General features: G+C 57.5%; 30 protein-coding genes and 1 pseudogene. 8 read left to right on the top strand and 23 right to left on the bottom strand.

The features are described 5' to 3' along the window. Nucleotides 1-363 precede the first annotated feature (363 nt). From CXF87_RS09695 to CXF87_RS09650, 11 genes are all read right to left on the bottom strand, one after another. Nucleotides 364-639 carry a hypothetical protein gene (locus CXF87_RS09695; RefSeq protein ID WP_015077978.1) on the bottom strand — a complete coding sequence of 92 codons (276 nt, stop codon included), beginning with the start codon at nucleotides 637-639 and terminating at the stop codon, nucleotides 364-366. Then, nucleotides 636-1,178 (bottom strand): hypothetical protein, encoded by a 543-nt coding sequence (locus CXF87_RS09690; RefSeq protein WP_015077977.1) that lies wholly within the window; start codon nucleotides 1,176-1,178, stop codon nucleotides 636-638. The genes CXF87_RS09695 and CXF87_RS09690 overlap by 4 nt, the downstream gene beginning before the upstream one ends. A gap of 39 nt (nucleotides 1,179-1,217) precedes the next feature. Then, nucleotides 1,218-1,640 (bottom strand): helix-turn-helix transcriptional regulator, encoded by a 423-nt coding sequence (locus tag CXF87_RS09685; RefSeq protein WP_101146484.1) that lies wholly within the window; start codon nucleotides 1,638-1,640, stop codon nucleotides 1,218-1,220. Beyond that, nucleotides 1,640-1,783 carry a hypothetical protein gene (locus CXF87_RS21585; protein WP_157826491.1) on the bottom strand — a complete coding sequence of 48 codons (144 nt, stop codon included), beginning with the start codon at nucleotides 1,781-1,783 and terminating at the stop codon, nucleotides 1,640-1,642. The genes CXF87_RS09685 and CXF87_RS21585 overlap by 1 nt, the downstream gene beginning before the upstream one ends. After that, nucleotides 1,780-1,959, bottom strand: a complete 180-nt coding sequence (locus CXF87_RS09680) for a hypothetical protein (RefSeq protein WP_101146483.1) — start codon at nucleotides 1,957-1,959, stop codon at nucleotides 1,780-1,782. The genes CXF87_RS21585 and CXF87_RS09680 overlap by 4 nt, the downstream gene beginning before the upstream one ends. 74 nt (nucleotides 1,960-2,033) lie before the next feature. Beyond that, the gene (locus tag CXF87_RS09675; protein ID WP_015077974.1) at nucleotides 2,034-2,279 is read right to left on the bottom strand and encodes a hypothetical protein; all 246 of its coding nucleotides are present in this window, start codon (nucleotides 2,277-2,279) and stop codon (nucleotides 2,034-2,036) included. 101 nt (nucleotides 2,280-2,380) lie between these two features. Beyond that, a complete protein-coding gene (locus tag CXF87_RS09670; RefSeq protein WP_015077973.1) occupies nucleotides 2,381-2,623 on the bottom strand; it encodes a hypothetical protein in 243 nt (80 codons plus the stop codon). Between the two features lie 31 nt (nucleotides 2,624-2,654). Beyond that, nucleotides 2,655-3,299: a ParA family protein gene (locus CXF87_RS09665; protein ID WP_015077972.1), complete on the bottom strand. Its 645-nt coding sequence runs from the start codon at nucleotides 3,297-3,299 to the stop codon at nucleotides 2,655-2,657. 254 nt (nucleotides 3,300-3,553) lie between these two features. Next, nucleotides 3,554-3,826 carry a BrnA antitoxin family protein gene (locus CXF87_RS09660; RefSeq protein WP_015077971.1) on the bottom strand — a complete coding sequence of 91 codons (273 nt, stop codon included), beginning with the start codon at nucleotides 3,824-3,826 and terminating at the stop codon, nucleotides 3,554-3,556. Between the two features lie 145 nt (nucleotides 3,827-3,971). Next, a complete protein-coding gene (gene mobV / locus CXF87_RS09655) occupies nucleotides 3,972-5,372 on the bottom strand; it encodes a MobV family relaxase (protein WP_015077970.1) in 1,401 nt (466 codons plus the stop codon). 604 nt (nucleotides 5,373-5,976) lie between these two features. Further along, nucleotides 5,977-6,435: a hypothetical protein gene (locus tag CXF87_RS09650; protein WP_157826490.1), complete on the bottom strand. Its 459-nt coding sequence runs from the start codon at nucleotides 6,433-6,435 to the stop codon at nucleotides 5,977-5,979. 1,708 nt (nucleotides 6,436-8,143) lie between these two features. Here CXF87_RS09650 and CXF87_RS09645 point away from each other — a divergent pair. From CXF87_RS09645 to CXF87_RS09635, 3 genes are all read left to right on the top strand, one after another. Beyond that, nucleotides 8,144-8,488 (top strand): type II toxin-antitoxin system RelE/ParE family toxin, encoded by a 345-nt coding sequence (locus CXF87_RS09645; RefSeq protein ID WP_015077967.1) that lies wholly within the window; start codon nucleotides 8,144-8,146, stop codon nucleotides 8,486-8,488. 9 nt (nucleotides 8,489-8,497) lie between these two features. Next, nucleotides 8,498-8,800, top strand: coding sequence for a helix-turn-helix domain-containing protein (locus CXF87_RS09640; RefSeq protein ID WP_015077966.1), 303 nt, complete (start codon nucleotides 8,498-8,500; stop codon nucleotides 8,798-8,800). Between the two features lie 1,189 nt (nucleotides 8,801-9,989). After that, a complete protein-coding gene (locus tag CXF87_RS09635; RefSeq protein WP_015077964.1) occupies nucleotides 9,990-10,943 on the top strand; it encodes an integrase domain-containing protein in 954 nt (317 codons plus the stop codon). On the opposite strand, the gene CXF87_RS21580 is transcribed toward CXF87_RS09635, so the two are convergent. The 11 genes from CXF87_RS21580 to merT form a co-directional block, all read right to left on the bottom strand. Continuing rightward, nucleotides 10,922-11,179: a hypothetical protein gene (locus CXF87_RS21580; RefSeq protein WP_157826489.1), complete on the bottom strand. Its 258-nt coding sequence runs from the start codon at nucleotides 11,177-11,179 to the stop codon at nucleotides 10,922-10,924. The two genes, CXF87_RS09635 and CXF87_RS21580, sit on opposite strands and share 22 nt — an antisense overlap. Nucleotides 11,180-11,658: 479 nt before the next feature. Then, nucleotides 11,659-11,937 (bottom strand): hypothetical protein, encoded by a 279-nt coding sequence (locus CXF87_RS09625; RefSeq protein WP_015077962.1) that lies wholly within the window; start codon nucleotides 11,935-11,937, stop codon nucleotides 11,659-11,661. A 34-nt stretch (nucleotides 11,938-11,971) separates the two neighbouring features. Then, nucleotides 11,972-12,106 carry a hypothetical protein gene (locus CXF87_RS22255; protein WP_269801101.1) on the bottom strand — a complete coding sequence of 45 codons (135 nt, stop codon included), beginning with the start codon at nucleotides 12,104-12,106 and terminating at the stop codon, nucleotides 11,972-11,974. Nucleotides 12,107-12,194: 88 nt separating this feature from the next. Then, entirely contained in the window at nucleotides 12,195-12,590 is a 396-nt protein-coding gene (locus CXF87_RS09620) for a group III truncated hemoglobin (protein ID WP_015077961.1), read from the bottom strand. A gap of 63 nt (nucleotides 12,591-12,653) precedes the next feature. Then, nucleotides 12,654-12,962, bottom strand: coding sequence for a broad-spectrum mercury transporter MerE (gene merE, locus CXF87_RS22250; protein WP_015077960.1), 309 nt, complete (start codon nucleotides 12,960-12,962; stop codon nucleotides 12,654-12,656). Continuing rightward, a complete protein-coding gene (locus tag CXF87_RS09610; protein ID WP_015077959.1) occupies nucleotides 12,955-13,356 on the bottom strand; it encodes a MerR family transcriptional regulator in 402 nt (133 codons plus the stop codon). The genes merE and CXF87_RS09610 overlap by 8 nt, the downstream gene beginning before the upstream one ends. Nucleotide 13,357: 1 nt before the next feature. Continuing rightward, a complete protein-coding gene (gene merB, locus CXF87_RS09605) occupies nucleotides 13,358-13,981 on the bottom strand; it encodes an organomercurial lyase MerB (protein WP_101146481.1) in 624 nt (207 codons plus the stop codon). 13 nt (nucleotides 13,982-13,994) lie between these two features. Next, on the bottom strand, nucleotides 13,995-15,398 hold the full coding sequence (gene merA / locus CXF87_RS09600; RefSeq protein ID WP_101146480.1) for a mercury(II) reductase: 1,404 nt from the start codon (nucleotides 15,396-15,398) through the stop codon (nucleotides 13,995-13,997). Nucleotides 15,399-15,403: 5 nt separating this feature from the next. After that, on the bottom strand, nucleotides 15,404-15,562 hold the full coding sequence (merF, locus tag CXF87_RS09595; protein WP_232774866.1) for a mercury resistance system transport protein MerF: 159 nt from the start codon (nucleotides 15,560-15,562) through the stop codon (nucleotides 15,404-15,406). 76 nt (nucleotides 15,563-15,638) lie between these two features. Further along, on the bottom strand, nucleotides 15,639-15,935 hold the full coding sequence (gene merP, locus CXF87_RS09590; RefSeq protein ID WP_023659522.1) for a mercury resistance system periplasmic binding protein MerP: 297 nt from the start codon (nucleotides 15,933-15,935) through the stop codon (nucleotides 15,639-15,641). A gap of 37 nt (nucleotides 15,936-15,972) precedes the next feature. Beyond that, complete coding sequence (merT, locus tag CXF87_RS09585) at nucleotides 15,973-16,326, bottom strand: mercuric ion transporter MerT (RefSeq protein WP_008295676.1); 354 nt, start codon at nucleotides 16,324-16,326, stop codon at nucleotides 15,973-15,975. A gap of 73 nt (nucleotides 16,327-16,399) precedes the next feature. Between merT and merR the strand changes: the two genes are divergently transcribed. From merR to dmeF, 5 genes and pseudogenes are all read left to right on the top strand, one after another. Then, nucleotides 16,400-16,828 carry an Hg(II)-responsive transcriptional regulator gene (gene merR / locus CXF87_RS09580; RefSeq protein WP_015077956.1) on the top strand — a complete coding sequence of 143 codons (429 nt, stop codon included), beginning with the start codon at nucleotides 16,400-16,402 and terminating at the stop codon, nucleotides 16,826-16,828. A 213-nt stretch (nucleotides 16,829-17,041) separates the two neighbouring features. Further along, complete coding sequence (locus CXF87_RS09575; RefSeq protein WP_008295674.1) at nucleotides 17,042-17,740, top strand: MBL fold metallo-hydrolase; 699 nt, start codon at nucleotides 17,042-17,044, stop codon at nucleotides 17,738-17,740. Between the two features lie 26 nt (nucleotides 17,741-17,766). Then, on the top strand, nucleotides 17,767-17,889 hold the full coding sequence (locus tag CXF87_RS22245; protein ID WP_008295673.1) for a hypothetical protein: 123 nt from the start codon (nucleotides 17,767-17,769) through the stop codon (nucleotides 17,887-17,889). A gap of 39 nt (nucleotides 17,890-17,928) precedes the next feature. Continuing rightward, nucleotides 17,929-18,366, top strand: a complete 438-nt coding sequence (locus CXF87_RS09570; protein WP_008295672.1) for a TIGR01244 family sulfur transferase — start codon at nucleotides 17,929-17,931, stop codon at nucleotides 18,364-18,366. 251 nt (nucleotides 18,367-18,617) lie between these two features. After that, nucleotides 18,618-19,298: pseudogene (dmeF, locus tag CXF87_RS09565) on the top strand (CDF family Co(II)/Ni(II) efflux transporter DmeF). Between the two features lie 22 nt (nucleotides 19,299-19,320). Here the strand turns inward: dmeF and CXF87_RS09560 are convergent. Beyond that, the coding region (locus CXF87_RS09560) for a hypothetical protein (protein WP_442906353.1) at nucleotides 19,321-19,541 on the bottom strand (221 nt) is incomplete at its 5' end.

The following is a 19,541-nucleotide window of genomic DNA, read 5'->3' as shown; positions in this document are numbered from 1 at the left end:
GTCGGGTACCCGATAGGGCTTATCTCTGGGGGGAAGACTTTCGATGCGGCGTGGAGTCAGTCGGGGGGCTTGGCTGGTACGCATGACACCCTCTCCTTAGCTGTTGGTGGCGGGCTGAGTCGCCTAGGTACTCTCTAGTGATGCCTAGAGACATGCGTTCATACTTTACGTAGAAGTGTGAACACTAGCCACAAAACCCCTAAAACAGCGGCTATACACGGGGCATTTAATTCTTGCTACCACTTTCACCACCTATTCACAGTGATTTGGGCGCAAAAATGGTTAGGCACAGCGGCCAGGGTCGAATTGGCGATAACTACTATTATGTCCAATTTGTCCCCGGCACCAGGCCAGGACGGTGGCTCATTCTTCCCAGCGATCGCTAAGCGGCTTGTGCTCCGGGTTGACCTGGTCAATGGCGGCGCCGATAGCAGCAAAGGCGTGCTGGTAGGTTTTGTAGTATTTCTGATTGCTGTAATACAGAAACGGGTCTTCATAGCTGCGCACCACGGCCAGCAGCGTTTCCGGCTCGCCGTCGCGGGTAATAACGTCGATAGCGTCCGTCAGGTTTTCTTTGTAAAGCCGCAGGGCGATTTCAGACCGAAAAAGCTCGGCATCGTGGTGAATTCTGGTTTTCATTGGCTGGCCTCCTCTATCATTTCCCGACACACCAGCGCTACCAAGCGCTCATAATCGCCACGGTTGCCCGCGTAGTCGTCGCCAAGCGCGCGCTCCATTAGCTGGGGTGTGATCCGCTCAAGCTGGGGTAACAGCAGGCCGGTTAAGGTGCGCAGCTCAATATCGCGGCGAGCATCGTTGGAAGCGTTGGCAATGCTGGCGACAAGTGCGGTTGGCACGTCGAGCGCGATGTGTCCGCCAACGCTTCGCCAAGTCGCCAGATCACCGTGGTCACGTTCCAGGCGGTCGATACTGTCGTTGATCCGCTTCACGCGGGCATCGTCGGCAGCGTCCAGCGCTTCATCCATCCAGCGAACTAGCGTATCTCGGGCATGCCCGCGCTGCCCTTCCGGGTACTCTACGATGATGTCAGCAGCCACCTTAGCGGCCCGCTGTAGGTGTAGCGGCTTCACCTGGGCATCAATACCAGCAGCCTCAAGGGCCGCTAGCAAAGTGGCGTCGTCTACGGTGTCATCAGTTAAAACGGCGTGGCGGTTCATGGGGCGGACTCCTTGCGTGTCAATTGAAGAGCAAACCGGTTATTCAGGCCGGCTTTCAGCCTGCTTTCGCATCCAGCCCTCAATTTCAGACTGAACCCAACGAATACAACGGTTTTGATTGCCTACTTTGCTCAGCACCACCGGCTTGGGGAATGTAGGATCATTCTCACGTCGACGTTGAAGCGTGGTGCTGGCCAAGCCTGTCTTGGCAATGACATCGCGAGTGGTGAGGTATACCAATTCGTCCTGATCCCCCCACGCCTGCTCTGTAGCAACCTCGCCAACAATGAGACCTCTATCAAGACACAGTGCCCGTGACATAGGCAGGCCACCGTGACGATCGCACTCGTCGGCCAATTCGCGTAAGAGGGATGCCAGCTTGAGCCCTGGCGTCTCCTCGATGCCCTCACGTTGCGCAGGATCCGCGACCAAGCTGCTGTCGAAGGTGATGGTGGTTTTCATCAGGCCGTCCTCTCACTGGCTTCAGTGGCTTTCCTGCGCGGTAGGCCCAGTGTTTCCTCGGCTTGAGCACCACCTGCGGTTTCGATTCTCAGGGCATCATAGACGCGGTCGAGACGCTCTTGGGCTTCACGGGACATTTTCATTGAGCAGCCTCCCCGCCCTGCGTGTCTTCGATACGGGCCAGTCTCGTGGCAAGCTCCATGATAGGAGCAGTGATCTTTTCAGAGCGGTACGGAGCGAGCACATTGAGCAAAATCGTCAGCTCATTGCGGCTCAGGGTTCCCACTCGCGCGCTGCGGGGATTATCATGTACAGACATTGCGTTTTCTCCCAAGGTTGACGCGGTGTCATGGCCCCGGACGGTTGCACCCGTCGCGGGGCTTTTTAATGTCTTTAGCCTTCTAAGGCTTCGAACGGCTTCAGAACGCCGTCCATTTCCCGGCGTGTCCATTCTTCAAGATCGTCAATTCCCTTAACAACAATCGTGCTTGTATCCAGATCGACGATGTAATAACTGCCGAGCTCGTCATGCCATTGACTGCGTTCCGGGCAGGTCTTCATCTGCTGTCCATCCTTGGCCAACTGCCTGTTGATACGGGCTAACAGGGCTCTTGCGCTCACCGGCTTCTTAGTCGTCATCGGGTTGCCTCGTCGGTCGTTAAGATCATACTAGCGTGTAAGTGTGAGAGTTTGCAAGTGTGTAAGTTTGCATTCTTGAAAAACGCGCTTTTAAGCACAATTCACGCACCACCTTTGCGGTCGATGAACTCATTCACCGCCTGCTCAAAAACTTCCACCATGTCCATGTCGTGCGCGGCAGAGAACACTTTCAGCCGCTTCTTGAACTCGGGATCAACGCGGAAATTACACGGCACCTTGGCGCCGCTCTCCGGCTTGCTGGTGTTATTGCCCACGACATGTGCCGATTGAGCAGACTGGGGCGGAAGCCCCTTAGGGTTTGGCTTTTTGCTGGGTGCGGCCATGGTGGCCTCCTTGCGTTATAGCGTTAAAACGTTATTGCGTTACAGACTCAAGGCGATCGATGATTGCTTGGATTAATTTGTCAGCCTGCTCTCGGGGCCCCTTATAAGGGCTTTCCACGACAGATAACCCGCCATCCTGTGCCCGCCGGAAAGCCGTCTTCTCAGGAATCTGTGAGTCGAGAACAAAATACGGGGTGGCAGCGAGGTAGCTGCGCGCCTCATCCAGCTCCCGCGGGCTATCGCCAGTCTTTACCAAGGCAATAGCGATCCGCTCCACCGAGACGCCGTGCTCGCTGGACAAGGCATTAGCAAGTAGAACGGTGGGCTCCAGGTCATCGAGGGACAGTCCCGTTGGCAGTACCACCAAGTCTGCTCGCTTACCTATCTCCATGGTCGCCCGGGTCGCATGGGGCGCACCGTCAAGAATCATCATGTCGTAAGCTTCAGCGATCTTGAGGGCCTGGTCGACGGTGCCAAACGTCTCTACCGCCACCACCGGTTGTACTTCGCGGGCCAATCGCCGCTGAAGCCACGAGAAGCTAGAAGCCTGGTTGATGTCGAGGTCAGCCACTTTCACGTTCCAGCCAGCCGCCGCGTAGGTGGTGGCCACTGCCCTGGAAATAGTGGACTTGCCTACCCCGCCCTTCTGGCTAACAACGCCGATGATGTAGCCCATGAAACTGCCCCTCCTTGCGTTAAAACGTTATTGCGTTATTGCGTCAATTCATTAAAGCGTTACGAGTGAAGCCAGCCCCTTGGTGGGAGGCTCAACATCCGATTGGTTGCTATGCTTAGTGTAACGCAATGATGAAATAACGCTATAACGCTACAAAAAAGCCGCCTCAAATGGGCGGCTAGAGGGTCTTCCTTCATGGTGTGGCGCTCTCTGTCCATCGACGGAAGGCATGGGCAGGGCGCGGGCTGACCAGATCAGCCGTGGCCATGCTCCCGGATATACTGCTTTAGAGCTTGGTCAATGCGGCGCTGCCAGCCTTCGCCTTCCTCTCCCTTGAAGTGCTCGATCACCTCCGGGGAGAGGCGAATCGAGGTCTTCACCTTTGTCGGCGCGTGCTGCTTACCGCGCTGGCCGATGGTTCGCTGAAGATTGGCGGGCAGAACCTCCGACATAGGCCGCATCTGCTTAACGTCCTGGTCTGTGAGCTCTCTTACCTCACCGTCTTTATTCGTGATCCGCGTTCTCATAGCGCCTTCCTAATCAAAGCGCTCAACCGCTGCGAAGGGGAGTCCGCGCTCCTCTTCGTTGCGAGCGCTCTTGTTCGGGTCAAAGTCGATTATCATGACTTTAATTGTATGGACAAAAAAATGATAAGGAAAGTTTCATCGTCCGTTATCGCTCGAACGGTGACCGTGTCGGCATGCCTGCCCCAGGCGTTGCCGGGGTCTGTTCTTGGGTGGTGTGGCGCTCCGTGGGCCTGGGGGCTTCCCTCTCGATCAGAGCGCGACCTCGCGAGGAAAGAATGCCGTCCATCTCGAACAGATCGCTATCCAGCCAGGCTTCCAGCGTTTCTCCCAAATCGTCACGGGCTATGGCAAAGCGCCACGCTTTAACTCGCTCACCTTTCTCCAGCCGGGCTAAGGCCTCGGGAGTCAAGCGACGCAGCTGGGCGGCCCGATCGTTCTCCATACGCTCGCGTTCCGCCTGTGCCTCTTCCTCGCGTTGCTGCTCCTCGAGCTTGCGGGCCTCTTCAGCCTCACGGCGTAGCCTGCGGCACTTATTGGCGAAACCCTTTATTTTTGTGATCTCTTCACCAGATAAGCCGCCGATTAGTCCGCGAAGCCGCTCCCGGGCCTGCTGGTGTGCTGTGCGCTCTTCGTTCAGGGCTGCCTCCGTTCGGCGGGCCGTCTCTGCCATCTCGTCCGCGCGGCGGCGCTCAATACCTGCCGTTGCCGCCCTGGCCACCGTGGGCGCGTAGTGCTCGACCACGAAGTCCGTCACCCTGGCGGCGTGCTTCTCGGGGCTCTCCTTGCCCCACAACAGCCCCTGCCGGGCCAGGTCATCGGGCGATAGGCTCAGGTTCTCGGCCAGGCCACGGGCCAAAGCTTGGTGATACGCCTTGGTGGTGACATGGGTCGCCGCGGAATGGCGCAGCCCTCGGCTCAAGCCGTGTGGAATAGCAACTTCCTCCGCAAAGCTGGACTGGAGCTCGCGCAGCTGATCACGGCACCCCATGAAATGCGTCGCGCTTAATGCCGTGCGGGCGGGTATGTCGAAAGCTTTCGGCCCCCGGATCCACTCGTCACCTTGCTTACCAAGGATCACATTGCGCGTGCGCGTGGTCGCCGGGTAGTCCACGAGGGGGACGGCGTAGACCACCAGGTGTGGTGTCAGCTCATCAAGCTGTACGTTCACGGCGGCGATGTTCTCGGCACCGTGGCGGGCTTCCAGGAAGGCCAGCGCATCGCAGAAGTATGAACGCCACTCCACAGAGCCACCCTGCTCGGCGAAAGCCTCATGAGGGCCTGACACCACGTACTCGATGGCCAACACCGAATCGGCGGTCACGTTGTCGGCCAGCTCCAGGCGCTCGCGGATCGCGGTGCGTAGTGCCTTGGGGCTCGACACCGGCCGCCAGTCCTCGTTGAGGTGCGTCCGGTCCTTGTCAGCATGCGGTACCGGCATGGTGCGCCACGTGTGCGCGGCACTGGCCCCCAGCTTGTGATTGTTGAGTTTCACCGCGCGAATCACTGCGCTGTGGCCGGGAGTGGCTGTCTTCGTGCGAGCTGCCATGATGGCCTCCGTATCGTGTGATTAAGATTCAGAGGGCCGGCATGTCCGTTACCCTCATATACTTAAAAGGGGTACGGAGCGACGTTTTTGCCCTACGGGAGGCAAAAATATTGATTTACAGCCAACGCCACCGGGTTCACATCGGCTGTGACTCCCTACCGTTGGTCAGCACAACGATAGGCGAGCGCTACGGGCCATCACTCAGCCAGTGAAGGCCCCTATGGTCGATCAGTTGCGCACACTGAAGGCCCGTAACTCACTATGGGGCTTGTGATATCTGGTTAAGCGCTGCTAGCGACTGCCGTCATTGGGGGCCGGGGCGTGAAGAAACGAATCCCACCGAGCGTAAAAGCGCTAAGGGGACAGGCATTCGGAGTAGGGGGGGGTAATCTTCGATATTACTTGAAAAGTAACGCCGAGGGCTTCCATAATAGGTTCAAAGGTAGCGCTGACCGGTGAAAGCGCCCGCCCACCGTGAAAACGGTTCGCACCCTAGAGTGGAATACTCAAGAGGCTCCGGATTAAGAGAAGGCCCTGCCATTGGTGGGGCTTTTTCGCGTCTGGGGGTTCATATTATGGCAGTGCGGTACCGGTGCCAGCAGGCTCACCGTGGCGGCCTAATTTTCTTCCCTTGGTATCGATTCATCAGGATGACGCCGAACCGGATAGGCTTGGTGTATTTCAAAGCATTGAATCGCTCGTGAGCACTCACAATAAACAGGTTCATATCGATACCCGGAGCATTGCTTTTGCTCACAATGAAGAAGATCGCGTAGTCAAAGGTGCGCCCTTCCTCCACCACCTTGAGCGTAACGAACTCCTCGCGGCCTGTATGAAGGCACTTTCTATTCCCTAGCGTTCTCACTACCTCGGGCAGCATTTTAGACAGCTGCCAGCGCTCCAAACAAAAGACCCGCTTCTCTCGGCTATCGGAGTACCACTCAGCGTCATCGACTGCTTCGCCTTCCCGCGGAGTGCGCGTAAAGCAATGAAGCCCATAACTTACGGCTACCTGAAAGCGGCGTTCTGGGGCGTTCTTGGCGGGAGGGATAACGTATTCCACGCATTCCGGGTGAAGATGATCTAAGCAATATGCCTCCCCTCCAGGATGCTGAAAAGGCTCCCATGCTATCCCTTTTGCTCGCTGTGCCATTACTCCCCGCTGCGTCTGCCCTGGTGTTGTCAGCCGGGAGTCTATAGACATGTCATCTTTTCGACACCCTTAGCCAGGGCTGGCATCGACTCAGCGCAATTTTGCGACCAGTAAAAAGGCATTGTCTTGGAGCCGCCAGAAGGGGTGTCAAACCGGCTTAATCCCCACAGTGGCGCGGGTTCTAGCCAAGGGTCGGAAAATCTTCCGTACTAAGGTCGGAAAATTATCCGACGAATCATATTACCAATGATCAGAACCCCCTCCCGCGCGAGCGCGCGCGAAGTCCGTCCAAGAAGGCAAGCCGGTGAAAACCCGGCCTGGCCACCCTCCTTTTTCTTTTCGCGAGTGAAGCCTCATAACGGGGTGCAGATATTGCACCCCGTGAGCTGAACGGGGTGCAAAATACAGCGCTACGGGGTGCAGAATTTGCACCCGAACCGCCCTTAACCAAACCCTACTCTCTCTGACGTGCGCGAGAATTAAGTTTTCTACCAAGCCAACCAAGGCGATCACATTGGGATTGCCCCACAGGTAAATCCCATCAATTCATGATGCCGTTCGAATGGGTGCGCGTTCATTGGCACGCAATCGCCCAGAGCGCCGAGAGAAGCCCTGTAAGCAACGAAAAGAAGAAGCCGCCCCATTGCATGCCCTCACCCCTTATCGACGCCTGAGGGCAAGAATTGCCGCAATCTGAGGCATGATTTTATTGCTGCTTGTCTTTTGCTCCGGACAATCCCTCTCTGGCGTCCAGCGGCCGGTGTCGAAAAGATGGCGTCACGATATAGTGAGAGATGTCGCAATTAGGCGACGCAGACAAGAGGGTTCAGCGATGAAAGACAGATGGTGTAGACCATTAGACCTACCAGACGGGCGCACGGTTTCGGGCGGCGCAGCTAGAAACGTTCGCCTGGCAGAGGGAGGTGGGGTTGAGCAGGTGCTCCGCGACTTCCTGAACGATATCGACGAGCGGATTTCAGGCGGGGCATCACATGCCCAGCAAGTCAGGCCTAAGTCTCGCCCAGCCCACCCCACTATTTCGACTAAGCCAGGCAAAGACCGCCCGACAATGCACTAAGCGACCAGGGCATTACTCTGAATAACCCCCCCGTACCAATGACGAGGCGGGCCACAGCCGGGGTGTCCTAAAGCGGGGCGCCCCACTGGCAGCCTTGGTGCCATACGAACGCCCGGTATCGGCGTTAAATAACGCAATAACGCTGAAATAGCGATGCGCTGCGCACATGGGAGGCTTGGGGGTCGTAATCGGATTCCGATCCTTCCGCTCCATCGACACCCAGCGCGCGTGGGAAGCTCTTTCCGCCTGGGGTCGGCAGATTGTGCCGACCCCTGGTGCCTGGCGTATTGATAGCGACGAAGTGGGGGCTGTTCGGTTCAGGCCCGCCGACACCCAAGCGTAGGGAAGGGCGTGTCGATTACGCAGACCCTTGAACGGCAGCGTATTAGCGTTAAATGACGCAATAACGCAATGACGCTACACACTCTGCGCGTTTTGGCACAGTTCTTCGCGGAATAAACCCCATCCACCACATCAGGCCTTTACAATAGGTTAAAACCTATATAGTATATGACCTATAAATAGAAGAAGAGGTTGCCGATGTGGTCAATAGAACAAACCGAGACATTTGAAGACTGGTATTACTCGCAAGACGACGCTGATCGAGAGAACGTCCTGGCATCTTTACTGTTACTCCAGGCGAAGGGGCCGATGTTGTCACGCCCACATGCTGACACCGTTAACGGCTCACAGTATCCCAACATGAAAGAGTTGCGGATCCAGAGCGGGGGCAAGCCTCTCAGAGCATTTTTCGCGTTTGATCCTAACCGAACCGGCGTAATACTTTGCGCAGGAGACAAGGGAGGGAACGACAAACGCTTTTATGATGAGATGATTCCAATAGCTGATCGGGAATACGCCGCGCACCTGGAATCGCTAAAGTGAGGTAAGAAAATGGCACGTACACTGGAACAGCTTCTGGATAGCGAGAAACCGGAAGTCGTTGCGGCTGCGAGGGCCAAGGCTGACGAGATCCTGCTTGATCTGCGACTCTCGGAGGTCCGTCGTCTCGTAGAGATGACTCAAGCCCAAATGGCCGACGCTATGGGCGTTAGGCAGCCAACCGTCGCAGGCATGGAGAAAGATGGACATAATCTCCGCCTGAGTTCGATCAAGCGCTATGTCGAGGCAGCAGGTGGCCGCGTTCATATTGATGTCGAACTGCCTGACGGCTCCCACCACGGTTTCCCAATCTAAACCCCCGTACATGCGCGTGGCCGAAAGGGTCTGTCGATTACACAGGCCCTTTGTCGCTGTACTTGCTACCTATTCAGCCCTTACTTGCGGGGAGCTTGCCGTATACGGCTAACCCGGATGCGATAGGCTTCACACCTTCAGCCAATCAGGGTAATCTGACCCGGTTATCGTCGCATCGCGACCGGGGATGCCGGCCCCGTTACCAATTCGGTCTTTGAAGTCCTGCCCACGGGCAGCGGGGTAGCTGGCCTCGAAACCCAGAACAGCATTCGAACCGCCCTCATTGGGCCTACCAGCCTCCGGGCTGAGTGATACCGGGCTCCACGCCCCATCCTCATTTCGCCCTGCTCCAGGGCAGCGGATGACTTCAACCGCCTTCGCTCGCGTCTGCCTGCGTCGGCACTATGCCCAAGGTGCGCCCGCTCGACGGCACCCTATCGCATGTAAACCCGGCCTTGAGCCTCCCCACCGCCAACCAAAGCGGATGATCCCCTGCGGCCATGCCGCACGCTTCGCCCCACTAGGCGAATGACCTCTTCCAAGCATGGGTACCTACCCGCTGCTGGATGACCTCCCCGGCCCATCGTGGCCGTGATCCAAGACGGTACGCTCCGCTGCTGGCCTGGTGTGCGCGATCGCTGAGGGTGCTTCCGGGCGCGTCACAGGCAAGTCACCGCCGACGCCCGGGCGCTCTTCGCGACCCACACGCCACCCAGCCAAGGGCGGCACCGTCCTACCCATGCGTCTCTGTCGCGACAGCACAGAGACGCATGGGGCTACCACCCCGAGAGCCCGTTAACCACGGCCCTCTCGGCCTGAAGCTCGCCGGACGAAAACCGACGAACTGTCCTCCCCGTGAACGCCAGCGGCGCAATGCCGCATGACCTGAAACGCCGTCCCTGTGCCAGCAGGACACGGCGACGTGACGACGATCCCGGGCGGTCCCTCGCAAGGACCGGGGCCCTGGCCCTACGCCGGAGCTGGCAGCGCTCGACGCTGCTGGCGTGCGCATCCCCGCGCCATAGCACCCGATGGGATTTTGTCACTACCCAACGCGATACCAGTCCGCCGACTTGCCGCCGGCGTGAAACAAGCGGCTACCCCCAAGGCTTGCGCGTGCCTCAACGCAGCGAATCACTTACCGCCAACGGCGGGGGATGGGGGCAACCAGGAGCAACAGGAGGAGGGCATGGCCAGAGCCAACAACTACGGCCTGAAGACACGGGATCTCGCCAAGGCGGGGGCGTTCGCAGCCAACCGCGCGGCCCGGGAGGGTGCTACGTCGTATGCGTCTGCGGCGGCGCTGGGCGACCGCTGGCAGGCGTTCGCCGCCTATGCCAAGGGTGAGGGCGTCCGGCGTATGGAACACGTCACAGCGCAACTGGCGGCCGCCTACGGGCAGGGCATTGCTGCGCGGGTCGAGGCCGGTGAACTGTCGGCCAGCTACGGGCAGAACCTCGTATCCGCGGTGAATAGCGTCATGCGGCTCGCCAGCCAAGGGCAGTGGCAGAGCGTCAGCCCTACCAAGGATTGCGGTATCGAGAAGCGCTCAAACGTGCGGCAGGAAGCACCCCAGGGCATCGAAAGGGGCATCGTGGCCACCGTCGCCGACACCCTGCGCAGCAGCGGACAGGAGCGCGGCGCAGCGGTGGTGGAGCTGGCCCGGGCGCTTGGCTTACGCAGCAAGGAGGCCTCGCTGATCGACGCCCGAGGCGCGCTGCGGCAGGTGCTCAGTCAGCCCCCGGACCAGCGCAGCGTATCGATCATCAGCGGCACCAAGGGTGGCCGGGCGCGCACTATCCCTGTCACGTCACAACAGCAAATCGAGGCACTGACCAGGGCTGCTGATGCCCAGGACGGTGCCCGGAGCCTTGTTCCACCGGAACAGAGCTGGCGGGAATGGCAAGAGGGCGGCTTGCGCAATGCCCGGGAGGCACTCCAAGCCGCGGGTGTCGGGCGCATTCACGAGCTGCGGGCCGCCTACGCTGCCGAGCGGTACCAGCAGATCACCGGCCACTTGCCGCCGATGCTTGGCGGCCTGGCCAGCCGGGAGGATGATCGGGCGGCACGTCTGACGATCGCGGAGGAACTGGGCCACAGTCGCGTGGCGATCATGACGGCTTATATCGGGAGGTCGGCATGAGACTGCCAGCAGAAGTCCGGCACCGGCTCAACCTCCACGCCCGCAAGGGCAGCAAGGCGGCCAGGCGTCGGCAGGTGAAGCGCGCGGAGGCATTCGCGACGTGGTGCGGCTGCGATCCCCGCCAGGTAGGCAAGGCGCACGTCTACGCCTACTTCAGGGCCCATGACCTGGCACCCACCACCGCGCGTGACCATTGGTATGCGGTGCGGCTTCTGTGGCAGGCGACGGGCAGGCATGGCGATCCCCCGAAACCGCCACAGGTGCCGTGAGGCAGCAGCCCCTCTACTGCCTTAAAAACTATTTTAATAAGTAGAGCCTGGCCGGCTGCGAGATTGACCTTTTTGGCAAGCGTCACCCCCTCTTTGGGCACTCTCAGGCGGCCGGAAAAGGTGATAATCACGACTTCTGTAAGTCTTTGATTTTATTGATATGAAAAATTCAAGATAAGGCGAATTCTCTTTGAATATGTAGGTAGCAAATTCGTGCGTACGAATTATTTAAAATAATATGGGTTATGAGGGGCTGCTAAATGCGGATAGACCCCTTGCGAAACAGAGTCTATAAAATAGGATTTTACCTATAATTATTTGATTTTAAAATATTTTTATATCAGCTTCATACGTGCCAAAAAAAAACCCACCGCTAGGTGGGTTTTTTTTTTGGCACGTATGAAGCTGAACTCCGCTGTGTTTCAAACAGCAGTGCTCATCTGCTTTCAAGAGGCATTACGATCCGGCAGTTCAGATGCTGTAAACTGGTCATCGTTGCTAGTTGAGTAATGCAATTCAGAGCTAGGCTCGATGACAGCGTTTTTGGCAGCGTCGCCGTTCACAAGCGTCAAATCAGCAGGGGCAATGCGCAAATTTTCGGTACTGTAGTTTGCAGAAGTGCTTGCATGAACGATTTCATTAAGCTCACCAGAACCCTGTTCTGCTAGAGCAGCAGTAGACGTTAATGTGATGGCGATGGCAGAAATAAGGGTAACTTTTTTCATGATTAATACTCTCTTTAATTTACGGATCCAATGATCAGATCGTTATGACCTGCACGCTCTGCTGCGGCTGGGCCAGACGCCTGCGAACGTCATCAGGGACGTCAAGTTGGTTAAAAATCCCGTTCAGGTGACCGTTGTCACCGAAGGCTTGGGCGTTGGAATGACTCATGGTTGTGACTCCTTATCGAACCCGCAAAAGTGTTTTGCGATGTCTTATGATTCAGCTTTCCATTGAAAGTGGGTTGTGCGATCGTCCGTTACGTGTTGATTGGTGAGCGTGTAAGTTGCACAAGATTCCCCGCGATCCGTGTTGCTAATGTCTTGGCGCGGTCTGCGCTCGGCCCTGCGAAATCTTCGTTCACGGTCTCCCGAAACAGCTTCAGCCAGCGTTCGAAGTCATCAATCTGCAAAGGGTGTCGCGCGTGCAACGCCAAGTGGCGGGCGACCATGTTGCGCCGGTAGCCGTCGCGTTCGCCGAGCAGCAGCTTGCACCAGTAGGCGCGGATGTGCGGCAAGTGCGTTTCGAGCTCGATATCTGCCACGTCCACGAACAGCGTGCGCAGGCGATCATCAGCCAGGACCTTCCGGTAGAAGGCATCCAGCAACTCGGCGATGGCCTCGGGCGTGTCGAGATCGCGCGGGGTTGAGTGCATGGCGGTGCTCCTGGCTAAACGGTGATGTACTCGGTAGCTGGCGAGCGTGGGTGTTTGCGCGACTTACGGTTGTGACTCCTTCTCAGACGGGGTATCGCAGCAAGCATCGTACTGCCTCTTGCGCCATAGCGCGTAGACGGTCAGGCCGATGAAAATGGCCAGGGCCGGCAGCAAGACGTAATCCAGATAACCGGTCAGTGCGATACCCACGATTACCCAGTAGTCCCCGAGAAAAACGCCGGCACCCGTTCCGGTCAGCACGATGGCAAGAATCGGCAAATGACAGGGGCAACTCAGCACCGCCAATACCCCCCACAGGTAACCGGTGAGCGGCCTGGATACCTCGGCCGGTTCGCGCGCCTTATCAGTCATGTCCACGTGCCGCCTTGGTTAGTACTTGGGTGCAGCGATTCAGCGCGGCTCTTTTAACACCAATCGTGTGTTGTATTTGCCGTTCGACGGCTCGGCACTGCCGTTCATCTCCGCTATCCAGCGCCTGTATAAACTCGGTAATCTCGGGTAGACCGAGACCGGCTTCACGACAGGAGCAGATTAACTTCAGCCGTTCCAGGCAGCTGTCATCGAATAAGCGAAAACCAGCTTGGGTAGTACTACAGGCGTACACCAATCGCATATCCAGATAAGTCCGGATCTGATGCACAGACAGGCCACAGAGACGGGCCGCCTCGGAAATGAAGTAGCCTTCTGTTTGTGGCCCCGGCCCACGTTCAAGGCTGGGTTTTACCATTCGAGTGTTTACCGTCATGCTAGTGGCTTCTTGCCCTGTCGAGTATAAGGTGCGCAATCCGCTGACCCAGTTCGAAACCTTCCTGAACACTCACCATGTGCACATGCATTTTATCCCGCCCCCAGGCCTCCCCGGCCTGCCGTGAAGCAAAGAAATGGACGTCGCAACAAAACGCACTTCGAATGTCTCCCGCTGCGGCCACCGAGACTAAAGAGACGACCGCGTCCTCCGGCTCAAGCGAAACCACTCCCTGTGGCGTAACCGTCAAGGTGACCGGGTTGTTCGTCTGCGGGCAACGCGATTGCACCTGCGCCCGTTCGCCGATGACAGCTGGAAACATCAAGGCATCCAGTGCACACCAGGTATAAAGTGGCCGATCGTTGACAACAAATGCATGCGGGGTTTCTCGCAGTGTGATGCCGGAGCCGATCAGCCGTCCCTGGCCGTCGTACTCGATGGTCCCGCAGGGCAGTTTTTCCAGCACCAACTCTGCCTCATCAGTCGTCCAGTTGAGCGACTTCGCGAGCCGCTCAACAGTGACCGGTTGTCCCAGGGCAAGCTCGCGCAACAGCGTCACATGAAGCGCGGCTTCCCTTTCGCCGGTCAGACCCAGCCGTTCCACGATCTCATCCATGTTATACATTGGCGGCACCGTCTTATCCCGCACAGCACGACAATTGCTTCACGTCCTTGGTGAAGGTTTGGGCACAGAGCTTGAGCCCCTCCACCATGGTCAGGTACGGGAACAGCTCATCGGCAATGTCGTTCACGGTCATACGCGCACGCAGCGCCATGACGGCCGTCTGGATCAGCTCACCGGCTTCGCCCGCGACGGACTGGACACCCAGCAATCGTCCGCTGCCACGCTCAGCGACCATCTTGATGAAGCCCCCGGCATCGAAGTTAACCAGGGCCCGGGGCACGTTATCGAGGGTCAGGGTGCGGCTGTCGGTGTCGTATCCCTGAGCCTGGGCCTCCGCCTCGGACAGACCGACGGTGGCCACTTGTGGATCGGTAAAGATCACCTCGGGCATGGCGCTGAGGTCGAGGCTGGCGTCACCGCCGGTCATATTGATGGCGGCCCGGCTACCACCGGCGGCGGCCACGTAGACAAACTGGGGCTGGTCGGTGCAATCGCCCGCGGCATAGATGCCCGACGCAGTGGTTTGGAGATGTTTGTCAATCTGGATCGCACCGCCCTCGGTGGCAACGCCGATGGCCTCCAGGTTGAGGTTTTCGGTATTGGGTGTGCGACCACTGGCGACCAGCAGTTGCTCTGCCTGTATCGTGCCGGCGTTGGTCTGCATGGTAAACAGCTGACCGTCGTGGCTCACTTCGCTGGCCTGGGTCTGCTTGAGCACCTCGATGCCCTCACGACGGAAGGCCGCTTCCACGGCTTCACCCACCGCCGGATCTTCCTGTGACAGCACCCGGCTGCGGGCCAGAACCGTGACCTGGCTGCCGAGGCGTGCAAAGGCCTGCGCCAGTTCGATGGCCACCACCGAGGCACCGATTACGACGAGGCGCTCGGGAATGTGATCCAGTTCCAGCGCACTGGTGGAGGTGAGATAGGGAGTTTCGGACAGCCCCGGAACGGGTGGTTCGGCGGGTCTTGCGCCCGTGCCGATAAAGGCCCGGTCAAAGCTCACCGTCTGTTCGCCGCCGGCGTTGAGCGTCACCGTCAGCGTGCGCTCGTCCACGAACCGCGCCTCGCCCTTGAGGACGGTAATCGCGGCATTGTCATTGAGAATATTCTGGTACTTGGACTCGCGCAGTTCCTCCACTCGTCCCTGTTGCTGAGCAAGCAGCGCCGGACGATTCACCACCGGCGCCTGGGCGCTCAGGCCGTCATCAAACGGGCTTTCCTGGCGAAGGTGGGCGATGTGAGCCGCCCGAATCATGATTTTAGAGGGCACACAGCCAATGTTGACGCAGGTTCCGCCAATGGTGCCGCGTTCGATCAGTGTCACCCGGGCACCGCGTTCAGTCGCCTTCAGGGCGGCAGCCATGGCACTACCGCCGCTGCCAATCACAGCAATGTGCAGGTTGTCGTCACTCATAAATGTTACTCCTTAGTTGATGGACTATCGCAGCAGGCGTCGTGTTTCTTCTTGCGCCAGACGGCATAACAGGTCAGGCCAATAAATAAGACCAGTGCGGGCAACAGCACGTAGTCGAGATAACCGGTCAGGGCAGCCAGGCCTAACGTTCCTAGCAAAACCACCAGTATCGGCGTGAAACAGCGCGACCAGCACGGTGCAAATGATGCTCACCCGCAACAAGGTTTGGGGTTCGCATGGTTACTCCTGTTTCGCCTGGGGCTGTTTCAACGTGGACGGGTAACCCGCGTTAGTCGTGGCTTGAGTCAGCGCCTCAACGGAGGTTTTCTCATCGTCGTAGGTAACCGTCGCATCACGTTCCTCATATCGGACATCCACAGCGCTCACGCCGTCGACCCGCTTTAGGGCAGCTTTAACCGTAATCGGGCAGGCCGAACAGGTCATGCCTGGAACGGACAAGGTCACCGTTTGTTGCGCAGCCAGGGCAGGCAGGCTGAACAGCGTAAACAGTACGGCAGCAATCAGGGACTTTTTCATGGTGTAGTGCCTCTCAGTCAACATAGTGGATCAGGTTTCAGTAAAATAGCGGTAAGACGAAGGGGAAAGCCAACGCAGTCAGAATGAGCAGCGCGACGATCCAGAAAACGACCTTGTAGGCCGTGCGCACTTGCGGTACCGCGCAAACATCGCCCGGCTGGCAGGCCCCGACAGGTCGATATATCCGGCGCCAGGCAAAGACCATCGCCACCAGTGCCGCACCGATGAACCAGGGCCGATAGGGTTCCAGGGCGGCCAGGCTGCCGACCCAGGCACCGGAAATGCCCAACGTGATCAAGACCAGGGGGCCAAGACAACAGGCAGACGCCAGAGCAGCGGCAATCCCTCCTGCGATCAGCGAACCGCGACCGGATTTTTTGGACTCTGACATTACGATGGCTCCTTTCTAAAAATGGGTGACTGAGGTAAGGTTACTCCCGTAGTCAGCTACGGAATCAACCCCTATGTCCAAAAAACAACACTCAATGACCATTGGAGCCCTGGCCAAAGCCGCCGGTATGGGAGTGGAAACCATCCGCTATTACCAGCGCCGGGGGTTAGTGGCAGAGCCTGAAAAGCCCTATGGAAGCATCCGCCATTACGACGATCAGGCGTTGGCCCGCCTGCACTTTATTCGAACGGCCCAGTGGCTGGGGTTCAGTCTGGATGAAATCGGAGGGCTGCTGACACTGCAGGACGGTACCCATTGCGATGAAGCACGGGTATTGGGCGAGCAAAAACTAGCCAGTGTGCGGGCGAAAATTTCAAGCCTGCGACGCATCGAGCGTGCGCTGGACGGGTTAGTGCAGGAATGCTGCGCTCAGCGTGGGAATGTTGAATGCCCATTAATCACATCGCTCCAGGATGGGCTTGAAAACTCGGCTTTTACCTGATTAAAGAACAAGACAGTCCGTGAACGAGGCGTACACAAAATTAAGGGCTGAAGGGAGGTACGCTAACCTCACCAACCAAAAAAAGCAGGGCCTCCCGAAGGGCGAGACACTAGGCATGGCGCCCACTCGCCCTGCGATTGACAGCTACCTTTGCTATTATTACATTTAGTTACACCCTTATATCTTTTAGCGTTTTTCGCAAGATTGAAATTCATGCTGTTCCGTCAGTTCTTCGACAAAACATCCAGCACCTACACCTATCTCATTGCGTCCGGCCGGGGTCGAGAAGCGCTCATCATCGACCCCGTAAAAGAGTCGACGGAGGCCTATCTTGGGTTAATTAATCAACTTGATCTTAAGCTTGTCCGGGCGATTGATACCCACACTCATGCTGACCACGTCACTGCCCTTGGTGATCTGCGTGACGCCACCCAATGCGTCACCATCATGGGTGAATTTACTAACGCGGAATGCGTATCAGAACATGTATCGGAAGGTGATCGAATTGATATCGACGGCATTCGGTTGGAAGCCATTTACACTCCGGGTCACACTGATGAATCCTTCAGTTTTTACTGGAATCAGGGCGACCAGAAGGCGGTATTCACTGGCGATGTGTTATTGATTCGCGGTAGTGGCCGGACTGATTTTCAGGGCGGCGACCCACGCAAGAGCTACGATTCTATCGTTAACAAACTGTTCCGCTTACCTGACGATACGTTGGTATATCCAGCGCATGACTACAAAGGAATGCTGAGCTCCTCCATCTACGAGGAGAAGCATTACAACCCACGTCTGGCGGGCAAATCGGAAGCCGAGTACGCCCGGATCATGAATAATCTTAACTTGCCCGACCCCAAACTGATGGATGTTGCCGTGCCTGCAAATCTGGCATGCGGAAAGCAACCGTGACGTTTGTAAGCATGGATTGTTACCCAATGGCGCAGCACTCTGCATTGAGTACTGAGTCCGGCCTCGATCGTGCCCTGGCGATAGCGATCCTTGCTGGCATTCTCGCCGGTCTCTTTTTGGATAAACCCAGCCGCTATGAGCTGACATAAACTTATTCAGAAGTTCCCTGAAATTAAAGGAGATATTCGATGGATATCAAACAACTTGATGAGCGCTTTAGTGTAACGGCGCAACCTGGTATTGACGATATTGAACAACTGGCAAACGCGGGTTTCCGCACGATTATTGCCAGCAGAGCTCGAAATGAAACGGACGACCAGCCTGATACCCAAACCCTGAAAAACAAGGCAGAGTCCCTGGGCATGACGTGGTACGAAATTCCAGTCGAACCGGGAAAGTACGCCCCTGAGGATATCGAGGCTTTTGCCAGCGCTTTGCAATCATCCACGGACCCGGTTCTCGGCTATTGTCGCACCGGGAAGCGCGCCATCCACTTGTGGGCCTATGCCAAGGCGGCTCACTATCCGATCGCGGACCTGCTCAGCCAAGCCAGCGCAGCCGGCTATGATCTGGAACCACTGCGGGACGATCTTGAGATATATCGGAATCGGATGGGTCAGAAGTGATCGCGAGATCGTCCCGTTAAAACTGGCCTTAAAATGTCAAAATGCCTTGGTGCCATCCGAGGGCTCACGAGCATGACTTTGTCGTTGATGATCGTCACATCTACTGGCCCAAATAAAAAGGACGCGCCACCCACTGGATAACGCGCCCCACAGTGCTTTCCAGGCTCTACAACTCGCCGGTGTGATTCGCCCCAACGGGGTTGCCGAACTCAAACGCATCGAGCTCGCGGTTCAGTTTCGGTACCGGCAAAGTGAATGCGCTGGGAGGGTTCACGGGCGCCGTACTCCTGGCCGGCTTCGCTCTCTTCATGGTGGTTGAGAGCATTGATCGCTTTATCCATCCGGTCACGATTTCGTTCAACGGCGCTATTTTCGTAGCGATCATCGGACTGATCGTCAACGGCGTGTCGGCATAAATTCTTGGCGACCACCATGACCACAGTCATGCCCACCAGGAAGACGATTCACACCACTCTCATGACCATCACGACCACAACCGCCGTGCGGCCTATTTCCACGTGTTGGCCGATGCGCTCACCTCTGTATTGGCCATCGTGGCTCTGCTTGCGGGTAAATACGCCGGGTGGAACTGGATGGACCCGGCAATGGGTATCGTCGGTGCCATTCTCATTACCCGGTGGTCTTGGGGATTATTGAAAGCCACATCGCGCGTGTTACTCGATCAACAGCAAACCGGTATCCAGCAGGGCGTTAAACGAGCGGTAGAATGCGGCGATACGCGCGTGAGTGATCTTCATGTTTGGTCGATTGGGCCTAACTTGTATGCTGCGATTGTCGCGGTCGTTACCCATGACCCTCAGCCGCCCGGTCATTACCGCGATCGTATCCAAACGGATAACGCATCACTTGTGCATGTGACTGTGATAGTCCATACCTGTCCAATGCATTGCGAACTCTCTCAGGATGGGTAGCCAACCACTGTCATACTAAACATTAATCGGAGCCCTCGATCAGGCTAGCAACTTTGGCCAGCAGGGTGCTTGCGGCGTTGTCCGTAAACTGCTGCCCTTCCTCGATGTAGCCCCGCACCGTCCCGTCATGCTTCCAGCCGCCCTGACGCTTGATCTGCGCAAAGTCGACCTTCTCCCGCGCGGCGGCGGTGGATAAACCGCGCCGGAAGCTGTGACTGCTCAGGGTCGGCACGAAGTCCAGGT

Source organism: Halomonas sp. MES3-P3E (assembly GCF_002836035.1).
In the GTDB taxonomy this organism is placed as follows: Bacteria; Pseudomonadota; Gammaproteobacteria; order Pseudomonadales; family Halomonadaceae; genus Vreelandella; species Vreelandella arctica.
This window is presented reverse-complemented; position numbering and strand designations above follow the sequence as displayed.